The organism is Rhodococcus xishaensis, assembly GCF_004011825.1.
Classification (GTDB): domain Bacteria; phylum Actinomycetota; class Actinomycetes; order Mycobacteriales; family Mycobacteriaceae; genus Prescottella; species Prescottella xishaensis.
The window spans coordinates 217,381-236,208 of sequence record NZ_RKLO01000007.1; the positions used below are offsets into that span (position 1 = coordinate 217,381).

The 18,828-nt window shown below is 65.8% G+C and carries 18 protein-coding genes and 1 tRNA gene; 15 read left to right on the forward strand and 4 right to left on the reverse strand.

What is annotated here, in order from left to right; genetic code table 11:
* The first annotated feature begins 169 nt into the window (after positions 1–169).
* The 7 genes from ssd to EGT50_RS16770 are packed head-to-tail and all read left to right on the forward strand — an operon-like array spanning position 170 to position 4,859.
* Positions 170–1,315 carry a septum site-determining protein Ssd gene (gene ssd / locus EGT50_RS16740; RefSeq protein ID WP_127955771.1) on the forward strand — a complete coding sequence of 382 codons (1,146 nt, stop codon included), beginning with the start codon at positions 170–172 and terminating at the stop codon, positions 1,313–1,315.
* Positions 1,312–2,490, forward strand: a complete 1,179-nt coding sequence (locus EGT50_RS16745; RefSeq protein WP_127955772.1) for a TadA family conjugal transfer-associated ATPase — start codon at positions 1,312–1,314, stop codon at positions 2,488–2,490. The genes ssd and EGT50_RS16745 overlap by 4 nt, the downstream gene beginning before the upstream one ends.
* Positions 2,487–3,308 carry a type II secretion system F family protein gene (locus tag EGT50_RS16750; protein ID WP_127955773.1) on the forward strand — a complete coding sequence of 274 codons (822 nt, stop codon included), beginning with the start codon at positions 2,487–2,489 and terminating at the stop codon, positions 3,306–3,308. Before EGT50_RS16745 ends, EGT50_RS16750 begins: the two co-directional genes overlap by 4 nt.
* Entirely contained in the window at positions 3,305–3,892 is a 588-nt protein-coding gene (locus EGT50_RS16755) for a type II secretion system F family protein (protein WP_408014654.1), read from the forward strand. Before EGT50_RS16750 ends, EGT50_RS16755 begins: the two co-directional genes overlap by 4 nt.
* 60 nt (positions 3,893–3,952) lie before the next feature.
* Complete coding sequence (locus tag EGT50_RS16760) at positions 3,953–4,156, forward strand: DUF4244 domain-containing protein (protein ID WP_127955775.1); 204 nt, start codon at positions 3,953–3,955, stop codon at positions 4,154–4,156.
* Positions 4,153–4,509: a TadE family type IV pilus minor pilin gene (locus EGT50_RS16765; protein WP_127955776.1), complete on the forward strand. Its 357-nt coding sequence runs from the start codon at positions 4,153–4,155 to the stop codon at positions 4,507–4,509. The genes EGT50_RS16760 and EGT50_RS16765 overlap by 4 nt, the downstream gene beginning before the upstream one ends.
* Positions 4,506–4,859 carry an Rv3654c family TadE-like protein gene (locus tag EGT50_RS16770; RefSeq protein WP_127955777.1) on the forward strand — a complete coding sequence of 118 codons (354 nt, stop codon included), beginning with the start codon at positions 4,506–4,508 and terminating at the stop codon, positions 4,857–4,859. Before EGT50_RS16765 ends, EGT50_RS16770 begins: the two co-directional genes overlap by 4 nt.
* 40 nt (positions 4,860–4,899) lie before the next feature.
* On the opposite strand, the gene EGT50_RS16775 is transcribed toward EGT50_RS16770, so the two are convergent.
* The 3 genes from EGT50_RS16775 to EGT50_RS16785 form a co-directional block, all read right to left on the reverse strand.
* Positions 4,900–5,820 carry an SMP-30/gluconolactonase/LRE family protein gene (locus EGT50_RS16775; RefSeq protein ID WP_127955778.1) on the reverse strand — a complete coding sequence of 307 codons (921 nt, stop codon included), beginning with the start codon at positions 5,818–5,820 and terminating at the stop codon, positions 4,900–4,902.
* Positions 5,821–5,986: 166 nt separating this feature from the next.
* The gene (locus EGT50_RS16780; protein WP_127955779.1) at positions 5,987–6,769 is read right to left on the reverse strand and encodes an alpha/beta fold hydrolase; all 783 of its coding nucleotides are present in this window, start codon (positions 6,767–6,769) and stop codon (positions 5,987–5,989) included.
* 45 nt (positions 6,770–6,814) lie between these two features.
* The gene (locus tag EGT50_RS16785) at positions 6,815–8,485 is read right to left on the reverse strand and encodes an FAD-dependent monooxygenase (RefSeq protein ID WP_235870795.1); all 1,671 of its coding nucleotides are present in this window, start codon (positions 8,483–8,485) and stop codon (positions 6,815–6,817) included.
* 100 nt (positions 8,486–8,585) lie between these two features.
* On the opposite strand from EGT50_RS16785, the gene EGT50_RS16790 reads away from it, so the two are divergent.
* Positions 8,586–9,209: a TetR/AcrR family transcriptional regulator gene (locus EGT50_RS16790; RefSeq protein ID WP_127955780.1), complete on the forward strand. Its 624-nt coding sequence runs from the start codon at positions 8,586–8,588 to the stop codon at positions 9,207–9,209.
* A gap of 170 nt (positions 9,210–9,379) precedes the next feature.
* Positions 9,380–9,793: a hypothetical protein gene (locus EGT50_RS16795; protein WP_127955781.1), complete on the forward strand. Its 414-nt coding sequence runs from the start codon at positions 9,380–9,382 to the stop codon at positions 9,791–9,793.
* Positions 9,794–9,911: 118 nt separating this feature from the next.
* On the opposite strand, the gene EGT50_RS16800 is transcribed toward EGT50_RS16795, so the two are convergent.
* Positions 9,912–12,272: a DEAD/DEAH box helicase gene (locus tag EGT50_RS16800; RefSeq protein WP_127955782.1), complete on the reverse strand. Its 2,361-nt coding sequence runs from the start codon at positions 12,270–12,272 to the stop codon at positions 9,912–9,914.
* 388 nt (positions 12,273–12,660) lie between these two features.
* Between EGT50_RS16800 and EGT50_RS16805 the strand changes: the two genes are divergently transcribed.
* The 6 genes from EGT50_RS16805 (at position 12,661) to EGT50_RS16830 (ending at position 18,589) form a co-directional block, all read left to right on the forward strand.
* Positions 12,661–12,864, forward strand: a complete 204-nt coding sequence (locus tag EGT50_RS16805) for a cold-shock protein (protein ID WP_005515803.1) — start codon at positions 12,661–12,663, stop codon at positions 12,862–12,864.
* 202 nt (positions 12,865–13,066) lie between these two features.
* Positions 13,067–13,651, forward strand: a complete 585-nt coding sequence (locus EGT50_RS16810) for a hypothetical protein (protein WP_127955783.1) — start codon at positions 13,067–13,069, stop codon at positions 13,649–13,651.
* Positions 13,652–13,841: 190 nt separating this feature from the next.
* A complete protein-coding gene (gene topA, locus EGT50_RS16815) occupies positions 13,842–16,712 on the forward strand; it encodes a type I DNA topoisomerase (protein ID WP_127955784.1) in 2,871 nt (956 codons plus the stop codon).
* Positions 16,713–16,759: 47 nt separating this feature from the next.
* Entirely contained in the window at positions 16,760–17,947 is a 1,188-nt protein-coding gene (locus EGT50_RS16820) for a DNA polymerase III subunit delta' (protein ID WP_127955785.1), read from the forward strand.
* Positions 17,948–18,009: 62 nt separating this feature from the next.
* Positions 18,010–18,082: transfer RNA gene (locus EGT50_RS16825), tRNA-Thr, on the forward strand.
* 309 nt (positions 18,083–18,391) lie between these two features.
* On the forward strand, positions 18,392–18,589 hold the full coding sequence (locus tag EGT50_RS16830) for a hypothetical protein (protein WP_127955786.1): 198 nt from the start codon (positions 18,392–18,394) through the stop codon (positions 18,587–18,589).
* The last annotated feature ends 239 nt before the right edge of the window (positions 18,590–18,828 follow it).

Here is an 18,828-nt window from a genome sequence, read left to right on the forward strand (position 1 = left end):
CCAGTGTCGACCGAGCGGCCGGCGCCTCCGTCGTTGTCTCCAGGGCCCTGCCCCCACTGTCGGCCCAAATTGGTACGGCTGTACATAAATTCGTCCACAGGGTTCGAATCTGTCCACATTCGTCTGTCGCGGGTTCCGGGCTTGGAGTTCCAGGACGCAGGCTGGCGGCATGAACATCGACCGCATCGACCTCCCCGGCGGACTCGGAGTGCTGGGCGTGGTTCAGGCGAAGGCCGTCGTCGAGTGTCTGCGTTCGATCGCGGCAGCAACCGACCAAACCTTCGTCGAGGCTTCGACGTCGGTTGGGAGGATGGACTGGGCATCGGCAGACCTCGTGGTGCTGGACGCGGACGCTGCACGTGAGTGCGCAGCGCGACTGCCGCGTCGGGATCGGGTCGTCCTGGTGTGCGACGGCGTGCCGGCCCTCGCCGACTGGCAGGCGGCGACGGCGGTCGGGGCCGAGCGCGTCCTCGGGGTTCCCGACGACGAGCCGACTTTGGTGGCTGCATTCAGTGAGCGACGAACTCGGAGCACGACCGATGGAGCGGTAGTCGCTGTTGTCGGCGGCTGCGGCGGAGCGGGAGCCTCGAGTCTGGCGGCCGCCATTGCTCTCGAATCTGCCCGGGGCTCGGCGCTGGCATCGGCCCGCGCTGCCGGCGACGAGAGTCGAGCGCGGTGGACGCTGCTGGTCGACGCGGATCCGCTCGGTGGCGGGCTGGACGTGCTCCTGGGTATCGAAGGGAAGCAGGGCCTGAGGTGGCCGGGTCTGGCCGTCGAAGGCGGGCGCGTTTTCGCCGACGCCTTGCGTGCGGCGCTGCCGTCGCATGGGAAGGGGCTCAGCGTCCTAGCGTGTGGTCGCGGCGACGGCGAGCCTGATGGACCGGCTCCAGCGGCGGCGAAGGCGGTCGTCGAGTCCGGTCGATCTGCGGGAGGCTTGGTGGTCTGCGATGTTCCCCGAGACCTCTCCACGGTTGGCGAGAGCCTGCTCGACGGTGCGGACCTCGTCGTCGTGGTGCTTCCCGCAACAGTCCGTGGAGGATTGGCGGCCGAACGTGTGCTGGCTCGGGTCTCCGAACGAAACCCAAACTTGGGAATCGTGATTCGCGGACCCGCGCCGGGCGGCCTCCGGAGCGGCGACCTCGCCGAGAGCCTCCGCACGCCGCTGCTTGCGTCAATGCGCCCAGAGCCGAAGATCGACAGGATGCTCGAACGCGGAGGGCTCGATCTCGGCAGGCGGTCACCACTATCGGTTGGTGCCAGGGCCGTCCTCGATGTCGTCACCGCCCAGCCGCACCGCGGACGGAGGTCGGCGTGAGCGCCATCGCCTCGCCCGATCTCCTCGAGCGGGTACGCGAGCGTCTCGCGCTCACGGAAGGTGAACTCACCCCTGCGACGGTCGCATCCGCAATCCGCACTGAATCAGGCGGGGTCCTCGGTGATACCGACCTGCTCGCAGCTTTGCGGATCCTGCAGACCGAACTCACCGGAGCGGGGCCGCTCGAGCCGTTGCTCGGCGTCCCCGGTGTCGCCGACATCCTCGTCACCGCACCCGACGCGGTGTGGATCGACCGGGGTGCCGGACTCGAACGCACGGCGATCTCGTTCCCCGACGAGGCTGCGGTGCGGCGGCTCGCCCAGCGCTTGGCACTGTCCGCAGGTCGGCGTCTCGATGACGCGCAACCCTGGGTGGACGGTCGTCTCGACGGAATCACGCACGGTGACTTGGGAGTTCGACTTCACGCTGTTCTGGCACCAGTCGCGCAGGGTGGAACGTGTGTGTCGCTGAGGGTTCTTCGGCCCGCGACGGAAGAACTCGACGATCTCGTGGCACGCGATGCAGTCACTCCCGAGGCGCGGGCTCTGGTCGAGGAGATCGTGCGAGCGCGGATCGCCTTCCTCGTCACCGGTGGAACCGGCGCCGGAAAAACGACGATGCTCGCTGCAATGCTTGGGCGGGTCGATCCGGCTGAGCGGATCGTTTGTGTCGAGGACGCTGCCGAGTTGGTGCCCTCCCATCCACATGTCGTGCGACTCGTGGCGCGGGCACCCAATGTCGAAGGGGTCGGCGAGGTGACGGTGCGAGACCTGGTCCGGCAGTCCCTGAGGATGCGCCCGGACCGCATCGTCGTCGGCGAGGTGCGTGGAGCTGAAGTGGTCGACCTACTCGCCGCCCTCAACACGGGGCACGATGGTGGCGCCGGGACCGTGCATGCGAACTCGCCCAGTGAGGTTCCGGCGAGACTCGAGGCTCTCGCTGCGCTGGGAGGGATGGATCGTCGTGCGCTGCACAGTCAACTCGCCGCCGCCGTCCAGGTGGTCCTGCATGTGCGTCGTGATTCGTCCGGCCGCCGCGGGCTAGTGGAAGTCGGCGTACTCGAACGTGACTCCGCAGGTGCGGTGGGTATCGCGCCCGCCTGGACGAGGGAATCCGGCGCCGGCCCCGCGATCCGGACACTGCGTGAATTGCTGGACCGGAGGATTCTGCGGTGACCGCCGCCCTGCTCTGTCTTGCGTCGGCGATCCTGGTGGTTCCCACGCGCGGTGCGCGTGAGCGGCTACGAGCGATAGGTCCCCATCCGGCCGCCCGGCGGAGCGTGGTTGCTCGGGGGAAACGGTGGGCGCTGGGTCGCGGAATGTCACCGTTCGACCTCGTGTTCCCCGCGTGTGTGCCGCTCGTGGCAATGGGCTCGGTGGGCCCGGCTGTCGCGACTGCGATCGTGGCGGCCACCGCCCGTCGGCGCCACCGGCGGCAGCTTTTATCCAAGCGTCGAGATCGGGAACGTCGCAACGTGCTTTCCGGGCTTGACGTAGTGATCGCAGAACTGCGAGTGGGGGCGCACCCGGCCGTGGCGTGCGAGACCGCTGCGGCTGACTGCGATGGCGCCGCGGCAGAGGCGCTCCGCTGCGCGGCCGCCCGAGCCCGGCTCGGGGGTTCGGCAGCGAGCGGGTTCGCGGCGAACGACAGTGGCGTCGACGACGACCTGCGGAGAATTGCGAACGCGTGGGCGGTCGCCGAGGAGCACGGCCTTGCGTTGGCCGAGCTTCTGGACGCTGCACGGTCGGATCTGTCGGGCCGCATCAGGTTCCGTATGCGGGCAGAAGCGGGTCTGGCCGGGGCTCGAGCGACGGCCGCTGTTCTGGCAGCCCTGCCCGTCCTCGGGGTTGTTCTGGGACAGATGATGGGCGCCACACCGGTTCGAGTGCTACTCGGAAGTGCCCTCGGCGAAATACTGCTGGTGATCGGAACGGCCCTGGTGGCGACCGGATTGTGGTGGACCGACCGCATAGTCGACCGGGTGGTGACGTGATGTGGTTGTCCCTGATGCTTGTCGCCGCGTCCGCGCTCTTGGCTCCCGTCCCGACGAAGGCGCGCCGACGTCTTCGCGGATCGGCGATCTCGACCTCCGACCGACCGCCGGAGACAGACTCAGCATCGGAGGCCGCGGATCCGCTGGCCGTGGCCGGCACCTTCGATCTCTTGGCGGCATGCCTCAAGGCGGGACTGCCGGCGCCGGCGGCCGCTGCCGCCGTCGCCGCCTCTGCACCGCAGCCGCTGTCGGAATCCCTTCGCCGAACTGCGGATCTGCTGGCGCTCGGCGCCGATCCTGTGACCGCCTGGGATGTTGTGGCCGCAGAACCAGCAACGGAGGCGCTGGCGCGGATGGCACGGCGCTCCGCACGGTCCGGTGCCGCACTGTCGAGCGCGATCGAGGAACTGGCGACGCAGCAGCGCACCGATGCCGAGGATTGCGCGGTAGCAGCGTCCGAGCGGGCGGGTGTCCTGATCAGCGGCCCATTGGGTTTGTGCTTCCTGCCCGCATTCGTCTGTCTGGGAATCGTCCCAGTGGTGATCGGGCTCGCCGGTGGGGTCCTCGCAGGAGGACTCCCGTGACCGGCACGGGAGGGCCCGGCGCGGAACAGCCGCGCCGGAATCGAATGGAGGGGAAAAGCAATGTGGTCGAAGAGGTTCCACGAAATTCAGTCTCGGATCGTACTGGCAGCGACTCCCGACGACGGGATGTCGACCGCCGAGTATGCGATCGGGACCATCGCAGCGGCAGCGTTCGGGGCGATTCTCTACACCGTCGTGACCGGGGATTCGATAGTCTCCGCGCTCACCGGAATCATCGACAGGGCGCTGGCCACGTCGGTGTGAGTCGTCGGCTCGAGCCGCGGAACGACGATGGGTCGACCACGGTCGAGGCGGCGATCGCGCTCGCGTCGATAGTGACCGTCGTAGTTCTGTGTGTCGGCGCGATCGCGGCGGCGGCCGCGCAAGTGCGGTGCATCGACGCGGCCCGGGAGGCGGCCCGTCTCGCTGCCCGCGGAGGCCGCGCCGATGCGATCGTCGTCGCGGAACGGGTGGCGCCACGTGATGCGGGCATTGTGGTGCGGGACGATGGGGCGTTCGTAGTGGCAACCGTCCGGGCAACTGTGCCGCTGTTGCCGTTGGTCAAGTTGTCGGCTGAGGCGGTCGCTGCTCGCGAACCAGAGCCGGCGTACGGATGACAAGGTTCCTTCGGGACGAGTCCGGCAGCGCGACGGTGTTCGCGTGCTTCGCGCTGACCGGCCTCGTCGCGGTGACTGCCGTCCTGCTGCACCTCGGTGGGGCCGTTGCGGCGCGACATCAGGCTCAGGCTGCCGCTGACCTGGCCGCGCTCGCGGCGGCACAATCGCTCGTGCGTGGGGAGGAAGCAGCGTGTACCACAGCGGCGTTGCTCGGGCAGCGGATGCAGGTTGAGATCAAAGACTGTCGCGTCGAGGACTGGGATGTCGTCGTGTCCACCGAGGTGCTCGTGGGGCCGTCCCGGTTCGTGCTCGGCTCCGCTACGGCTGTAGCAAGAGCCGGACCCGCTTGACAGGGTTAGGCCGCTGACTCCCTTGGCGCGTATCGATGCTTCACCCCGCGAACCTGGGTTCGGGCAGTCCGCGTACGCCGAGGCCGTGCACTGCGAACACGCTTCCGGGTTGAGGGTGCTGTTTCAATTCCTCAGGGGCTGCGAAGGCCTGCTGGGAGGTGACCAAGAGTGTTTCGTAGTCGTCGCCGCCGAATGTCACGCAGGTAGGCGTGCGGACGGGCATGTCGATTTCTCGGTCCAGGCGCCCGTCGGGTGCCACACGGAGGAGCTTGCCGCCGAGGTTGAGAGCGAACCAGTAAAAGCCCTCGGCGTCGACCGTGGCACCGTCGACGATCGCGGGCGGGGGTGCGTAGTCCGCGACGGAGAAGAATGGTCGGCGGTTCTCGATGCGGCCCTCGTCGATGTCAAAGTCGAACACGTAGATCATGCCGCCCTTGGTGTCGCCAAAGTACATTCGCGTGTCTTGCGGATCGAACGCAATACCGTTGCTGCAAATGAACGTGAAGTCCTCAGCCACTCTTCGGCAAGAGAGGTCAGGGTCGAACCGATATAGGCAAGACGACTCGTCTCTCAGCTTGCCGTCCATGCTTCCGCACCAGTACCGTCCGTGGCGATCAATCTTGCCGTCGTTCAGCCGATTGAATGGCTTGTCCGGTTCGGGGTCGAGAATCCGCTCGAAGGTGCCGCGTTCCAGGTCAATCGCGCAGAAACCTGAGTTCGAGCCCCCGATCAAACCGCCCCCTTCGCGGAACCCGAACGAACCGACCTGTTCGGGCATGAGCCAGACCGTGCGCTCGCCGGTCTCGAAGTTCAGCCGGCGAATCGACGGCTTTCGCGCACCATTGAGGTCGATTGATGGGCCGACGTGGTCTGCCCAATAGAGTGACGACTCCTCGGCGACCCAAATCGGCGTTTCGCCGAGTCCATCATTGCATTCCCACAAGCACTCGATCTCGACCATGGCCGCTCCCTTGTTCAGTCCGATCAGGCCGGTCTTGGCGGTGTCTCCAGGTGCACTATCGCACGATTGTTTTCATGTCCCCGGCGATTCGTCCACGGGTCCTTGGTATCACACGAGTTATCCTGTCGACCAGTCAATTTCGGCGTCGTCGAAGAGTCAAGCATTGCTACACCAACCGCCGTCGGATGGCGGCAGCCGTCTCAGTTGGACGCGCCAACGGCACCATGTGTTTGCACGCAACATTGACAAGCTCGAAGTTCGAGCCCAGGCCGCTCTTGAGTGCCTCGATCAACGCGGGTGTGACGCATGAAGGATCGGTGCGGGTGGACCGTAGAAGGGTTGTACGAATTCTTTCTCGAGGTACTACGATCGGCCGCGCTAGTTCACTCCAATAGCTGACCATCGCCGGCAGGCACACCCGCCAACCGACGCGCCCCGCGGGCCACGGGATGAGATGCTCGTCGAGCTCGGCCTCCAGCTCGCTGGCGGGTACGTCGCTCCACAAGTCCAATGCCTTGTGCTGGCGAGCCTCGTCGCGGTCGGCGTAGTCCGGCGCCTCCAACAACTCCTCGGCGCTTCGGCGCATCCAGTGCCCGTCCAACCCGATCGCTGGATCGAGCAACACCAGCGAGTCGACGAGATCGGGCCGCGCCGCGGCCAGATGCAATGCCAACCCGCCGCCGAATGAGTGCCCGACCACCATCACAGGCTGATCAGCGTCCTGTTCTATCAGTGTGGCGAGCGCGGCGACGTTGGCCTCGAGCGTCCACGGCGCGGCCCACGACGAGCGGCCGTGACCCAGCAGATCCGGCGCGACCAGCGGCAGGTCATCGAGGTACTGCCTGGCCAGCTGCCGCCAGCGATAACCGTGTCCTGCCAATCCGTGGATGGCCAGGACTCGGATGGGTCCGGCCGGGCCGTAGCGGTGAGCATGCAATACCGCAGTCACTGTCCCGATGTTTCCAGACCTCTCGGCGTCAGTCGTCGATACCCGTCAACTCGTTGAGGTCGCGGATTTCGCAACTGTCACATTCCGAATGAACCACTGTTCGAGCCAGCGGGTCAGTGTGGCCGCATCGGTTGGGTGGCCTGCGGCGGCGAGGTAGCCGTCGGGCCGCACTAGCATCCAGCCGGGCTGGGCGGCCAACCGTTCTGCGATGTCGGCGTCACTGCCGCGCAGCCGCGGTTGGCTCGTCGCGATGCGCACGCGATGGACGGTGATCAGATGCCGGAACGGGCGGTAGGAATCGTCGATGGCGGAGTCCGCGGCGGTGATGAACAGCGTCAGGCCGGACAGGTCTTGCATGTCGTAGAGGTGCCGACACCGGCCAGCGCCAGGTGGCCCAGTTTTTGTCTGCTCGTCCTCGACCGTGTGCAGGTCCATATCGGGGACGCGGTCACCGGCCCGTAGGTCGCCAATGCGGCCCGCATGCTTGGCAATAGGGCAGTTGCGATAGGTGGCGGTGAGCTGTCCGAGCCGCGGTGTGACTTTGTCCTGGGTCGCTGATCTGGTGAGCAGGCGCGGTGTAAGTCGTGTCAGCGCCGTATGCACGAGTGGATTGGTGGAGTTGACAACTCTGGTCATTCTTCGGGTCATATGGACCACTTGTTTGATGACCGGGAGCCGATCGGTTTGGTAGGTGTCGAGCAATTCGGGTTTCGCCTGGGTCTTGAGCACCATTGCCAGCTTCCACGACAAGTTGATCATGTCCTGGATTCCGGTGTTCATGCCCTGCCCGCCGGCTGGGCTGTGCACATGGGCGGCGTCGCCGCCGAAGAACACTCGCCCGGCGCGCAACGTGGACATGTGTCGGCTGTTGATGCGGAACCGCGAGCTCCAGTTCAGGTTGTACAGCGTTGCCGGAACGTGAGAGACGCGATCGTAGAGGCGTTGAATGTCCTTCAGTGTCGGTTCGGCCGCCTCACCGGCAATCCCGTCGGGGTCGGTCGCGGTGAACCGGAATCGCCCCTCGCCCATCGGGAATACTGCTATGAACCCCCTGGGTGCCAAGAAGACGGACATCTGGTCTTCGGCAAGTTCGCCGGCAAGGTGCAGATCGCCCAAGGCGTATTTCTGGGTAAACGAAGTGCCCTCGAAGTTCAGCCCGAGCGCCTTGCGGGTGGGGCTGTGTGCACCGTCCGCGGCGATGAGGTACGACGCCTCGACCCGTTCGTCGGTCCCATCGGCGCTGCGCAGCAGCACCTCCACCGTGTTGTCATCGTGGGTCTTGGCAGCCTGGTGATTCTGTGTGACCGAAATCAGTTCGACACCGCGCTCGATCTTCACGCCCTGACGAGCGCACTGATCGGCGAGAATACGTTCGGTCTCCGACTGTGCGAGCAGCAGAATGTAGTTGAACTCGCTGGGCATCCGGTACAGCTCCACATCGGCCAGCTTGCGGCCCTTGGCGTACAGGGTCGTTGCACTCACCGGATTGCCCAGTCGGAGCATTTCCTCGCCGACAGCCCGGGGCCTCAACAGCTCGACGGTGCGCGCCTGAATGGCCAGCGCTCGTGATGTGTCCGACCGCCTCGGCGCCTTGTCGACGATGCGTACGTTGATACCCAGCCGAGACAGTTCAACCGCGGCTGTCAGCCCGGTTGGTCCGGCTCCAACGATCACCACCGGCACCTTGTTCTCGGCGCGAATCATCTGCGACTTCATGGTCCCCACTCCTTGGCCCTTACCCAAGTCAACAGTTGATGACTTAACCGTAGCCCCGGCGGCATGATGATGTCAACTGTTGATGACTTATGCTGGTGAGATGACTGCCGCCCGGCCTCGCAATGCCGCGGGAACCCGCGCTGACATCCTTCGTGCTGCACGTGTTCGCTTCGGTGCCGACGGCTACGAGCGCACAACGCTGAGAGCGGTTGCCGCCGACGTCGGTGTGGATGCGGCCCTAGTGATCCGCTATTTCGGTAGCAAACAACATCTCTTCGCCGCGGCCGCGGATTTCCGCGTCGAGCTGCCGGACCTCAACGACACCGATCCCGAAGACGTGGCCGAAGCGCTGTTGCCGAAGTTCTTTGCGGTATGGGAAGACGAAACCACATTCGTTGCCCTGTTGCGCGCGGCGATGACCAGTCCCACCGCCGCCGAGACGATGCGGCAAGTGTTCGCCGAGCAGGTGGCACCCAAGCTCGCCACGATCACCCCTGATCACGCTGCTGAACGCGCCGGCCTCATGGGTGCTCTCATCATCGGGTTGGCAACTACACGGTATGTGCTGGCCAATCCCGCAGTCGCCAACTTGAGCCACGACGAACTCGCCGCGTGGATCAGCCCGGTGATCCGCCAGCTTCTAGCCGGCCCCGCTCCCGAAGAGATCAAGCCCAAGACGGTGCGTCGCCGACGAGGGTCTGCGGCACGCACAACGAACACCTGAAGCGTGGTACCAGACGGTGCTATGAGAACAGTTCTTTCCAGCCTCGACGCCGCGTTCGCCGTCGTTCTGTCTGCGCTTCGACCCCTAGTCACCATGCGTTGACATACCTCGTGCTCCGTGGCAGCATTGTCAACAGATGATGACTTCTTGTGTGATCCCGGAGGTCCGCCATGACCGTCAAGGTGCTGCAGACCGGCCTCGACCCGGACCTGATCGACTTCACCTCACCTGATTTCGCTCAGTTCGAAGGCCTGACTCCAGACGCGCTGCGCAAGGCCAACGACGACAATGTCGCGGCTCTGCGTGCGGCTGGATTCGATGTCGACAACATCCTCATCGATTTCGGTGAAACCGCCGTCGACGTGATCCGCGATGCGATCACCACCACCCGATACGATGCCGTGCTGATCGGCGCGGGCGTACGGCTGGTTGCGCGGAATACATTGCTGTTCGAGTCATTGGTCAACCTCGTCCATGCCGAACTGCCTTCGGCGCGTTTCGTTTTCAACTACGCCCCGCAATCGACACCTGATGACATCTTCCGCTGGTTCGACTCGCCTCACGCCACCGAACCCAAGAAGTGATCACACGCAACACGCGTATGTGATCGCAGTGGGCGGCAGCTGATAGGGATGGCCCCTTGGGTCACCGCTGGAGATGACAAAGTTCCTTGGGTACGAGTTCGGCGGCGCGATGTCGGACTCAAGCAGCTGACTCCGGAGCCACCGAGACGAGTACCGCGGAGAGGACACGGATCGCGCCATCCTTGTCCAGTGGCTGGTTTCCGTTGCCGCACTTGGGGGAGTGCACGCACGACGGGCAGCCGGCGGCGCACTCGCACGAGACGATCGCCGATCGGGTCGCGCCGAGCCAGCGCACCAACTCGGCGTGGCCACGGTCGGCGAATCCGGCTCCGCCCGGATGGCCGTCGTAGACGAACACGGTCGGCAGCCCGGTGTCGGGGTGGAGGGCCGTAGATACGCCGCCGATGTCGCCGCGATCGCACGTCGCCACCAGGGGGAGTAGCCCGATGGCGGCGTGCTCGGCGGCATGCAGAGCGCCGGGGACCCGGTCGGCGCCGATGCCCGCGTCCGCGAGCATTTCGGGTGTGATGGTGTACATCACGGCTCGGGTATGGAGTGTCTGGGCGGGCATGTCCAGTTCAACGGAGTCGAGCACCTGTCCCGACGCCAGCCGACGCAGGTAGCCGACCACCTGGTGGGTCACCTCGACGTGCGCCAACGCAACGTCGACTTCGCCGTAGCGTTTGTGTTCCGATATGTCACCGACCGCTATGTCGGTGATTTCACGCGCCGAGGTGGTCCACTCGGGTTCCTCGGCATGGACGATCGCGATGCCCTCCTCGAGATCGAGTTCGTCGACGACGAACGACTCACCTTGGTGGATATGGACTGCGCCAGGATGGGTGGTCGCGGGCGCTCGGCCTGCGTCGACGGTCCCGAGGAGGCGACCTGACTCGCCGTCGACGATCGCGACCTGGCCTCCAATGCCGCCCCGGATATCGAGCGACGAGTGCGGATCGCAGTCCGAGGCGATGAACCAGCCCTGCGGGCGCCGCCGGATCAGACCTCGAGCCGAGAGGTCGGCGAGCACCTCTGCCGCGTCCAGGTCGGCAACTTCCGCGTCGGACAGGGGCATCTCCATTGCCGCGCACAGCAGCTGCGGACCCAGTACGTAGGGATTCATCGGGTCGGTCACGGTCGCCTCGACCGGGCGGTCCAGCAGAGCCGACGGGTGGTGCACGAGGTACGTGTCGAGCGGATCGTCGCGGGCGACGAGCACGACCAGCGATCCTTCGCCACGCCGCCCCGACCGACCGGCCTGCTGCCAGAACGAGGCGACCGTGCCGGGGAAACCGGCTACCACGACGGCGTCGAGACCGGCGATGTCCACGCCCAGCTCGAGGGCGTTCGTCGTCGCGGCCCCGAGCAGTCGACCATCGGCGATGGACGCTTCGAGGGCGCGGCGGTCCTCTGCGAGGTACCCGGCGCGGTAAGCAGCCACCCGTTCGGCCAGATCGGGTTCGATCTCGGACAGGAGGCGGCGGGCGCCTAGAGCGGCCAGTTCGGCGGCGCGGCGGGAACGGACGAACGTCAGTGTTCGCGCGCCCTCGACGAGCAGATCCGCCATGATCCGGGACGCCTCTGATCCTGCCGGCCGTCGGACCGGCGCTCCGTTCTCGCCGGTCACGGACTCGAGCAGTGGCGGCTCCCAGAACGCGATCGTGCGGGGGCCATGCGGGGAACCGTCCTCGGTGACTTCCGCGCACGGGGCCCCGATCAGCCGTGATGCGGCCGCACCGGGCTCCGAGGTGGTAGCGCTCGCGAGCACGAACACCGGGTTCGCGCCGTACCGTGCGGCGATCCGGCGTAGCCGGCGCAGCACCAATGCGACGTTGGATCCGAACACCCCGCGGTAGGAGTGGCACTCGTCGACGACTACGTACCGAAGATTCCGCAGTAGTCGCGCCCACCGTTGGTGCGAGCGAAGGATCCCGATGTGCAGCATGTCCGGGTTCGTGAAGATCCACCGTGAGTTCGCCCTGGCCCACTGCCGGCTCTCGGTCGAAGTGTCGCCGTCGAAGCCGGCCGGGTGGATTGACGACAGCTCCGGCTCCGACTCGGTCAGGGCGGCAACGGAGCGCAATTGATCGGCCCCGAGAGCCTTCGTCGGCGACAGGTAGAGCGCCGTGCCGTGCGAGCCGGCGAGGGCGGTCAGCACCGGAAGCTGATACACCAACGACTTGCCAGACGCCGTACCGGTCGCCACGACGACATGCTCGCCTTCAGCCGCGACGGACGCGGCCTCGGCCTGATGGCTCCAGGGTTGCGGGATTCCTGTCGCGCGCAACGCGCTCACGACAGCCGGATGAGCCCATTCGGGCCAGCCCGCGAATCGCGAGACCCGGGATGGGAGCTGTGCAGCGAATGTGAGAGGCCTCTCCCCTGGGGGAGCACCGGCGAGGATACGGGCAAGGAGGTTCTGTCCGTACGAATCGTCGCCGCTTTCGCCCGGATACTGTCGGTGCGCGGCGAGATTCACGGGAGCCTCTTCCGGAATTGTTACATGTGAGTGTTTTGGTCGTGTCCTCGCTCCATCACAAGCGCTGGACCTGCGGGTTTGATCCTATCCGGGGTTTCGGTTGTCGGGAAATGTGGGGTGTACTGGACAGTAACTGGGGTGGCACAGCGTGCAAGATCAACTATTTGCTGGTTTTGTTTGTCTTTCGACTGTCGCAGGCAAGTCCGACGTGGTTGACTATGACCTGGTCGCAGCTTCTGTGTTCGGTTAAACGCCCGCAGGATCGATGTTGCGAGCGCGGTGCTTACGCGTTCCTGAGGGGGAATCGAGAAAGTACAGCGGTCGGAACCGGCCTGGTGGACTGCAAGTGCCGTCCATCGAATCCGGTGTAAGAAAGAGAAGGAAAAGCATGGCACAGGGCACTGTGAAGTGGTTCAACGCGGAAAAGGGCTTCGGCTTCATCGCTCCCGAAGACGGCTCCGCCGACGTCTTCGTCCACTACTCGGAGATTCAGGGCAGCGGCTTCCGCACCCTGGAAGAGAACCAGCGCGTCGAGTTCGAGGTTGGCCAGGGCACCAAGGGCCCGCAGGCCACCGGCGTTCGCGCTATCTGACCCGTTCACCAGCTGAACGATGGGCAACGCGGTCTGATGACCGCTGCCCAGCTCGTCCCCTGCTGCCCCCGTTGGCAGTAGGGGACGAGTAAGCTCACCGCCGGGTCGAGGTATCGCTGCGCGTCCACTCGTGTGGCGAGTTTGCAATCCCGACGTCGACGATCCCGGCGAACGAAACTCGATTTTGGCCTACTGTCCACTTGTGGGTCAGCTCTCGTTCTTCTCCGCCGAATCGGTGCCGCCTGCGGTGACCGATCTGTGCGGGCTGTTGGCTGCGCAGGGCCAGGTTGTCGTGTTGCGGGGAGGGGCCCGCGTCTCGATCGTGGTCGACGAATTCTGGCGCGCTGAGGCGATCGCCGAACTGATGCGGGAGGCCAGCCTCGAGGCCGAGATCGGTAGGTCGGAGGAGGGGCGTCCGCTTGTGCGGACCGCTGTGTTCCCCCAGTTGATGGATTTGGCGACTCAATGGACCCGGGGGGCGGTCAAGGCCGTGCCGGAGGGTTGGATCCCCGGGCCTCGAGAGCAGCGCGCATGGGTGCTCGCCTCCGGCCGCGTCGAACTCGACGGCCAGCGGTATGTCCTCGGATTGGACCCGCACGCACCAGACACCTACGCTGCGCTGGCCCAGTCGCTCATGCGCGCGGGGGTCGCCCCCACGATTGTGGGCGTTCGAGGATCGGTCCCGGGACTGCGCATTTCCGGCCGGCGTCGCCTCATGCACCTCTCCGAAAACATCGGGGAACCGCCCGACGACCCCGATGCTCGACGCAACTGGCCGCACATTTGAGCGAATCGAGCGGGATGGACGCACACGGTCGCGTTGCTTGTGTGACACCCTGTAGTCGACCGGACGCGGTATAACGGTGGCGGAGACGAGATATTCGCGTCAGATGCGCAGCGGCACTGATCGAGCAGGAAAGGTTGCGGACAGACTGGTGGCATCACGGGAGAAGAGCACGGCGGACGGAGCGCCTGCCATGCGCCGCCTCGTCATCGTCGAGTCACCGACGAAGGCCAAGAAGATCGCGCCCTACCTAGGCAAGGACTATGTAGTTGAGGCGTCGGTCGGGCACATTCGCGACCTGCCGCGCGGCGCCGCTGACGTGCCCGCGAAATTCAAGGGCGAGCCGTGGGCCCGCCTCGGCGTGAATGTCGACCACGACTTCGAGCCGTTGTACGTCGTGAGCCCCGAGAAGAAGTCGAAGGTCACCGAACTCAAGAGTCTGCTGAAGGACGCCGACGAGCTATACCTCGCCACCGACCCCGACCGTGAGGGCGAGGCCATCGCCTGGCATCTCCTGGAAACACTCAAGCCGAAGATCCCGGTTCGCCGAATGGTCTTCCACGAGATCACCGAGCCCGCGATCCGGGCGGCGGCAGAGGACACCCGCGATCTGGACAATGACCTGGTCGACGCCCAGGAAACTCGTCGTATACTCGACCGCCTCTACGGGTACGAGGTCAGCCCGGTGCTGTGGAAGAAGGTCATGCCGAAACTCTCGGCAGGCCGCGTGCAGTCCGTCGCGACGCGGGTCGTCGTGCAGCGTGAGCGCGAGCGCATGGCGTTCCGCTCGTCGGAGTACTGGGACATCTCGGCCACGCTCGACGCCGGCGCCGACGCCAGCCCCCGTACGTTCGGCGCACGTCTGGTCTCGATCGACGGGTCCCGCGTCGCGGTCGGACGTGACTTCGGCCCCGACGGGGAGCTGAAGACGGCGGGCGTCACGGTTGTCGACGAGGCCTACGCGCGTCGACTCGCGGAGGCGCTCGAGAGCGTCGACCTGATCGTTTCCTCGGCCGAGGACAAGCCGTACTCGCGCAAGCCCTACGCACCGTTCATGACATCGACCTTGCAGCAGGAGGCCGCGCGCAAACTGCGTTTCTCCTCAGAGCGGACGATGCGCGTCGCCCAGCGTCTGTACGAGAACGGCTACATCACCTACATGCGAACCGACTCGACCACGCTGTCCGAATCCGCCATCGCGGCGGCTCGGGCGCAGGCCACCGAGTTGTACGGTTCCGAGTACGTCCACGCGAGCCCGCGTCAGTACACCCGCAAGGTGAAGAACGCGCAGGAGGCGCACGAGGCGATCCGCCCGGCCGGCGACGTCTTCCAGACGCCTGGTCAGTTGCACGCGCGCCTCGACAACGACGAGTACCGCCTGTACGAGCTCATCTGGCAGCGCACAGTCGCTTCCCAGATGGCTGACGCTCGCGGCACCACGCTGACGCTGCGCATCACCGGCACCGCAGGTACGGGTGAGGAGTGCACCTTCTCCGCGTCGGGCCGCACGATCACGTTCCCCGGCTTCCTCAAGGCGTACGTGGAGAGCGTCGACGAAGAGGCCGGCGGACAGTCCGACGACGCCGAGTCCCGGCTCCCGGTGCTGACCCGGGGCCAGGGCGTGACGGCGACCAAGCTGGACCCGGACGGTCACACCACCAACCCGCCGGCGCGCTACACCGAGGCGAGTCTCATCAAGGTGCTCGAAGACCTCGGGATCGGCCGCCCGTCGACGTACTCGTCGATCATCAAGACCATCCTCGACCGCGGTTACGTCTACAAGCGCGGCAGCGCGCTCGTCCCGTCCTGGGTTGCATTCGCGGTGATCGGCCTGCTCGAGTCGCACTTCGGCAGGCTCGTCGACTTCGATTTCACCGCCGCGATGGAAGACGACCTCGACGAGATCGCCGGGGGCCGTCAGGCCCGCGGCAACTGGCTCTCGGGCTTCTATTTCGGCGACGACCGAGCGGCTGACGACTCGATCGCGCGGTCCGGTGGCCTGAAGAAGATGGTGGGCGAGAACCTCGAGGACATCGACGCCCGCGAGATCAACTCGATCCGCCTGTTCGACGACGCCGAGGGCCGCGAGGTCCACGTGCGGGTCGGCCGCTTCGGTCCCTACCTCGAACGGATGCTGGCCAATCCGGACGACCCGGACGGCGAGCCGATATCGCAGCGCGCGAACCTGCCCGATGATCTGCCCCCGGACGAGCTGACTGCCGAGTACGCCGAGAAGCTGTTCGCGACGCCGCAGGAGGGCCGAAAGCTCGGTGTCGACCCGCTGACCGGGCACGAGATCATCGCGAAGGAGGGCCGCTTCGGCCCGTACGTCACCGAGATCCTGCCCGAGCCGGAACCGGAGCCCGAGCCGGACCTCGTTCCTGTGGAGGCCGACGGCACCGTCAAGACCAAAGCCGCGAAGAAGGCGCCCGCGAAGAAGGCCGCGAAGAAGGCTGCCGGCCCGAAGCCGCGCACCGGCTCCCTGCTCAAGTCGATGGACCTGGCGACCGTAACGCTCGAGGACGCGCTGAAGCTGCTGTCGCTTCCGCGGGTTGTCGGCATCGACCCCGAGTCGAAGGAAGAGATCACCGCGCAGAACGGCCGTTACGGACCGTATCTGAAGAAGGGCACCGACTCCCGCTCGCTGGCAACCGAGGAACAGATGTTCACGGTGACGTTGGAGGAGGCACTCAAGATCTATGCCGAGCCCAAGCGACGCGGACGCCAAGCATCGGCGGCTCCTCCGCTGCGCGAGCTCGGTACCGATCCGGTGAGCGGCAAGCCGATGGTGATCAAGGACGGCCGCTTCGGCCCGTACGTGACCGATGGCGAAACCAATGCCAGTCTGCGCAAGGGCGACGAGGTCGAGTCCATGACAGATGATCGGGCTTCCGAACTACTGGCCGATCGCCGCGCCCGCGGGCCAGTGAAGAAGAAGGCGGCTGGGAAGAAGTCTGCCGCCAAGAAGACACCGGCCAAGAAGGCGGCTGCAAAGAAGACTGCCGCCAAGAAAACCCCGGCCAAGAAGGCAGCTGCAAAGAATTCGACGGCCGAGAAATCGTGACGTCATTCTGCGGCAGGGTCGTCAGTGAGGCTCGGTAGGGTCGGCTCGTGGCGGGTGTATTCGATCGGCTTGTCGGCCAGGAGCATGTCGAAGCGGAGCTGATCGCTGCCGCGACGGCGGCGCGCGGAGGCGAGACCGGCTCGCGGATGACGCACTCGTGGCTGTTCACCGGCCCGCCCGGATCCGGCCGCTCCGTCGCAGCGCTCTGCTTCTCGGCGGCGCTGCAGTGCACTTTCGACGGCGTGCCAGGCTGCGGTGAGTGCCAAGCCTGCACGACGACGATGGCGGGCACGCACGGAGACGTCCGCCGCGTAGTCCCCGAAGGGCTCAGCATCAGCGTCAGTGACATGCGCGCAATCGTGCAGACGGCGTCGCGGCGCCCGAGTACTGGCCGGTGGCAGATTGTGGTCATCGAGGACGCCGATCGACTCACCGAAGGTGCAGCCAACGCGCTGCTCAAGGTCGTCGAGGAACCGCCGGACCGCACAGTGTTCCTTCTGTGCGCCCCGTCGGTCGACCCGCAGGACATCTCGGTGACGTTGCGGTCGCGGTGTCGGCACATCCCATTGGTGGCGCCCTCGGTCGGCGCCATCGAGCAGGTTCTGCGCGATCGCGATCAGCTGGACGCCGCGACCGCACGGTGGGCCGCGTCGATCTGCGGTGGCCACGTTGGTCGTGCGCGACGGCTCGCCCGCGATGAGGACGCCAGATCTCGACGCAGCCGTGCGCTCGCTTTCGCGAACGCGGCGATGCGTCCGGGTACCGGCTATGCCGCTGCTGGGGAGCTAGTTCAGGCCGCCGACCTCGAGGCCAAGGAATTGACCGCCGAGCGAGACGAGCGCGAGACCGAAGAACTGCGGACCGCGCTCGGCGCCGGTGGTACTGGAAAGGGCGCGGCGGGAGCCCTTCGCGGATCGGCCGGCGTGCTCAAAGATCTCGAGCGTCGACAGAAGTCGCGGGCGACCCGCACCGGTCGGGACGCTCTTGATCGGGCGCTTGTGGATCTCGCCGGGCTCTACCGCGATGCGCTTGCTCAGGCGTTCGGTTCGACGGCGACATCGAGCCATCCGGATATGGCCGAGCAAGCCGCGGAACTGGCCTCCGGAACGTCCCGGGAGGGGTTGCTGCGCTGCATCGAGGCGATCCTCGAGTGCCGTGAAGCACTGGATATGAACGTCAAACCGAAGTTCGCGGTCGACGCCCTGGTAGCGCGGATCGGGGCCGAGTACCGGTAGCCTGCCCCCGATTTGCATCGAGGGCGGGGGGTCAAGCTAGACTCGCGTGCGCCGAAAGGCACGCTGCCTTAGCTCAGTCGGTAGAGCATTTCACTCGTAATGAAAAGGTCGCGAGTTCGATTCTCGCAGGCAGCTCCCGGAGACCCGAGGTGGACACAGTCCACCTCGGGTCTTTTCTCGTTTCCGGGCAAGCGTCGATGCTTTTGCTCCGATTAGCCTGGACAATGGGGTTGGGTGGGGTTGCTCTTACGGAAGGAGAAGACAACGTGATCTGGCAGGTCTTCTGGTTGATCCTCGCGGTCGGTGCTCTGGTCATGCTCATCCCGGTCGCGCGGCAGGTCTTCAAGCGCTACGACGATGAGTGACCGTTCCGATGACGATGGTCTGCTAGCCGAAGACTCCGAAGGCTCGACAAGGTATGTCGGGAGCGGCCATGCTCTGAGAGTGAGCAGTTCACTCAAGGCCCGCGTGCGCGAGAAGTTGCTGCGCCAACTTGCGGAGAACGGTGGGCACCCGGTCGAGGAGTTCGAGGGGGACGATCCGCGACTGGTAGCGATGGACGGGGATCTCGCCGCGCTCGACGAAGTCGCCGATGATGACCCGTTGGTCGAGGAGTTGGCGGCCAAGTACTGGGTCCCCTAGCCGATTCGGCCGGCTCCCTTCCGACTTGTGAGCTGCTTTGCCGGCGTAGGACTGGATTCGTCCGCTGTGACCTCGCGATTTGGTGTTCTGTGGCGGTTCGCGTAACTTATTCCGGGTCAGAGCGGCTCGGACACCGACCCGGACGCGATCGTTTGTTTGATCGGCGTGGGTAAACGAGGTTGGACGGGGAGCGCCTGGCTTTCCTGGTTGGTTGGATCGCCCCTTGTTGTGTCGGGGGT

Excerpts from the sequence above, each read along its gene's own strand:
- EGT50_RS16760 (WP_127955775.1), top strand. The coding sequence starts at position 3,953 with ATGTGGTCGAAGAGGTTCCACGAAATTCAGTCTCGGATCGTACTGGCA.
- EGT50_RS16785 (WP_235870795.1), bottom strand. The coding sequence starts at position 8,485 with ATGAAGTCGCAGATGATTCGCGCCGAGAACAAGGTGCCGGTGGTGATC.
- EGT50_RS16795 (WP_127955781.1), top strand. The coding sequence starts at position 9,380 with ATGACCGTCAAGGTGCTGCAGACCGGCCTCGACCCGGACCTGATCGAC.
- EGT50_RS16790 (WP_127955780.1), top strand. The coding sequence starts at position 8,586 with ATGACTGCCGCCCGGCCTCGCAATGCCGCGGGAACCCGCGCTGACATC.
- EGT50_RS16775 (WP_127955778.1), bottom strand. The coding sequence starts at position 5,820 with ATGGTCGAGATCGAGTGCTTGTGGGAATGCAATGATGGACTCGGCGAA.
- EGT50_RS16770 (WP_127955777.1), top strand. The coding sequence starts at position 4,506 with ATGACAAGGTTCCTTCGGGACGAGTCCGGCAGCGCGACGGTGTTCGCG.
- ssd (WP_127955771.1), top strand. The coding sequence starts at position 170 with ATGAACATCGACCGCATCGACCTCCCCGGCGGACTCGGAGTGCTGGGC.
- topA (WP_127955784.1), top strand. The coding sequence starts at position 13,842 with ATGCGCCGCCTCGTCATCGTCGAGTCACCGACGAAGGCCAAGAAGATC.
- EGT50_RS16805 (WP_005515803.1), top strand. The coding sequence starts at position 12,661 with ATGGCACAGGGCACTGTGAAGTGGTTCAACGCGGAAAAGGGCTTCGGC.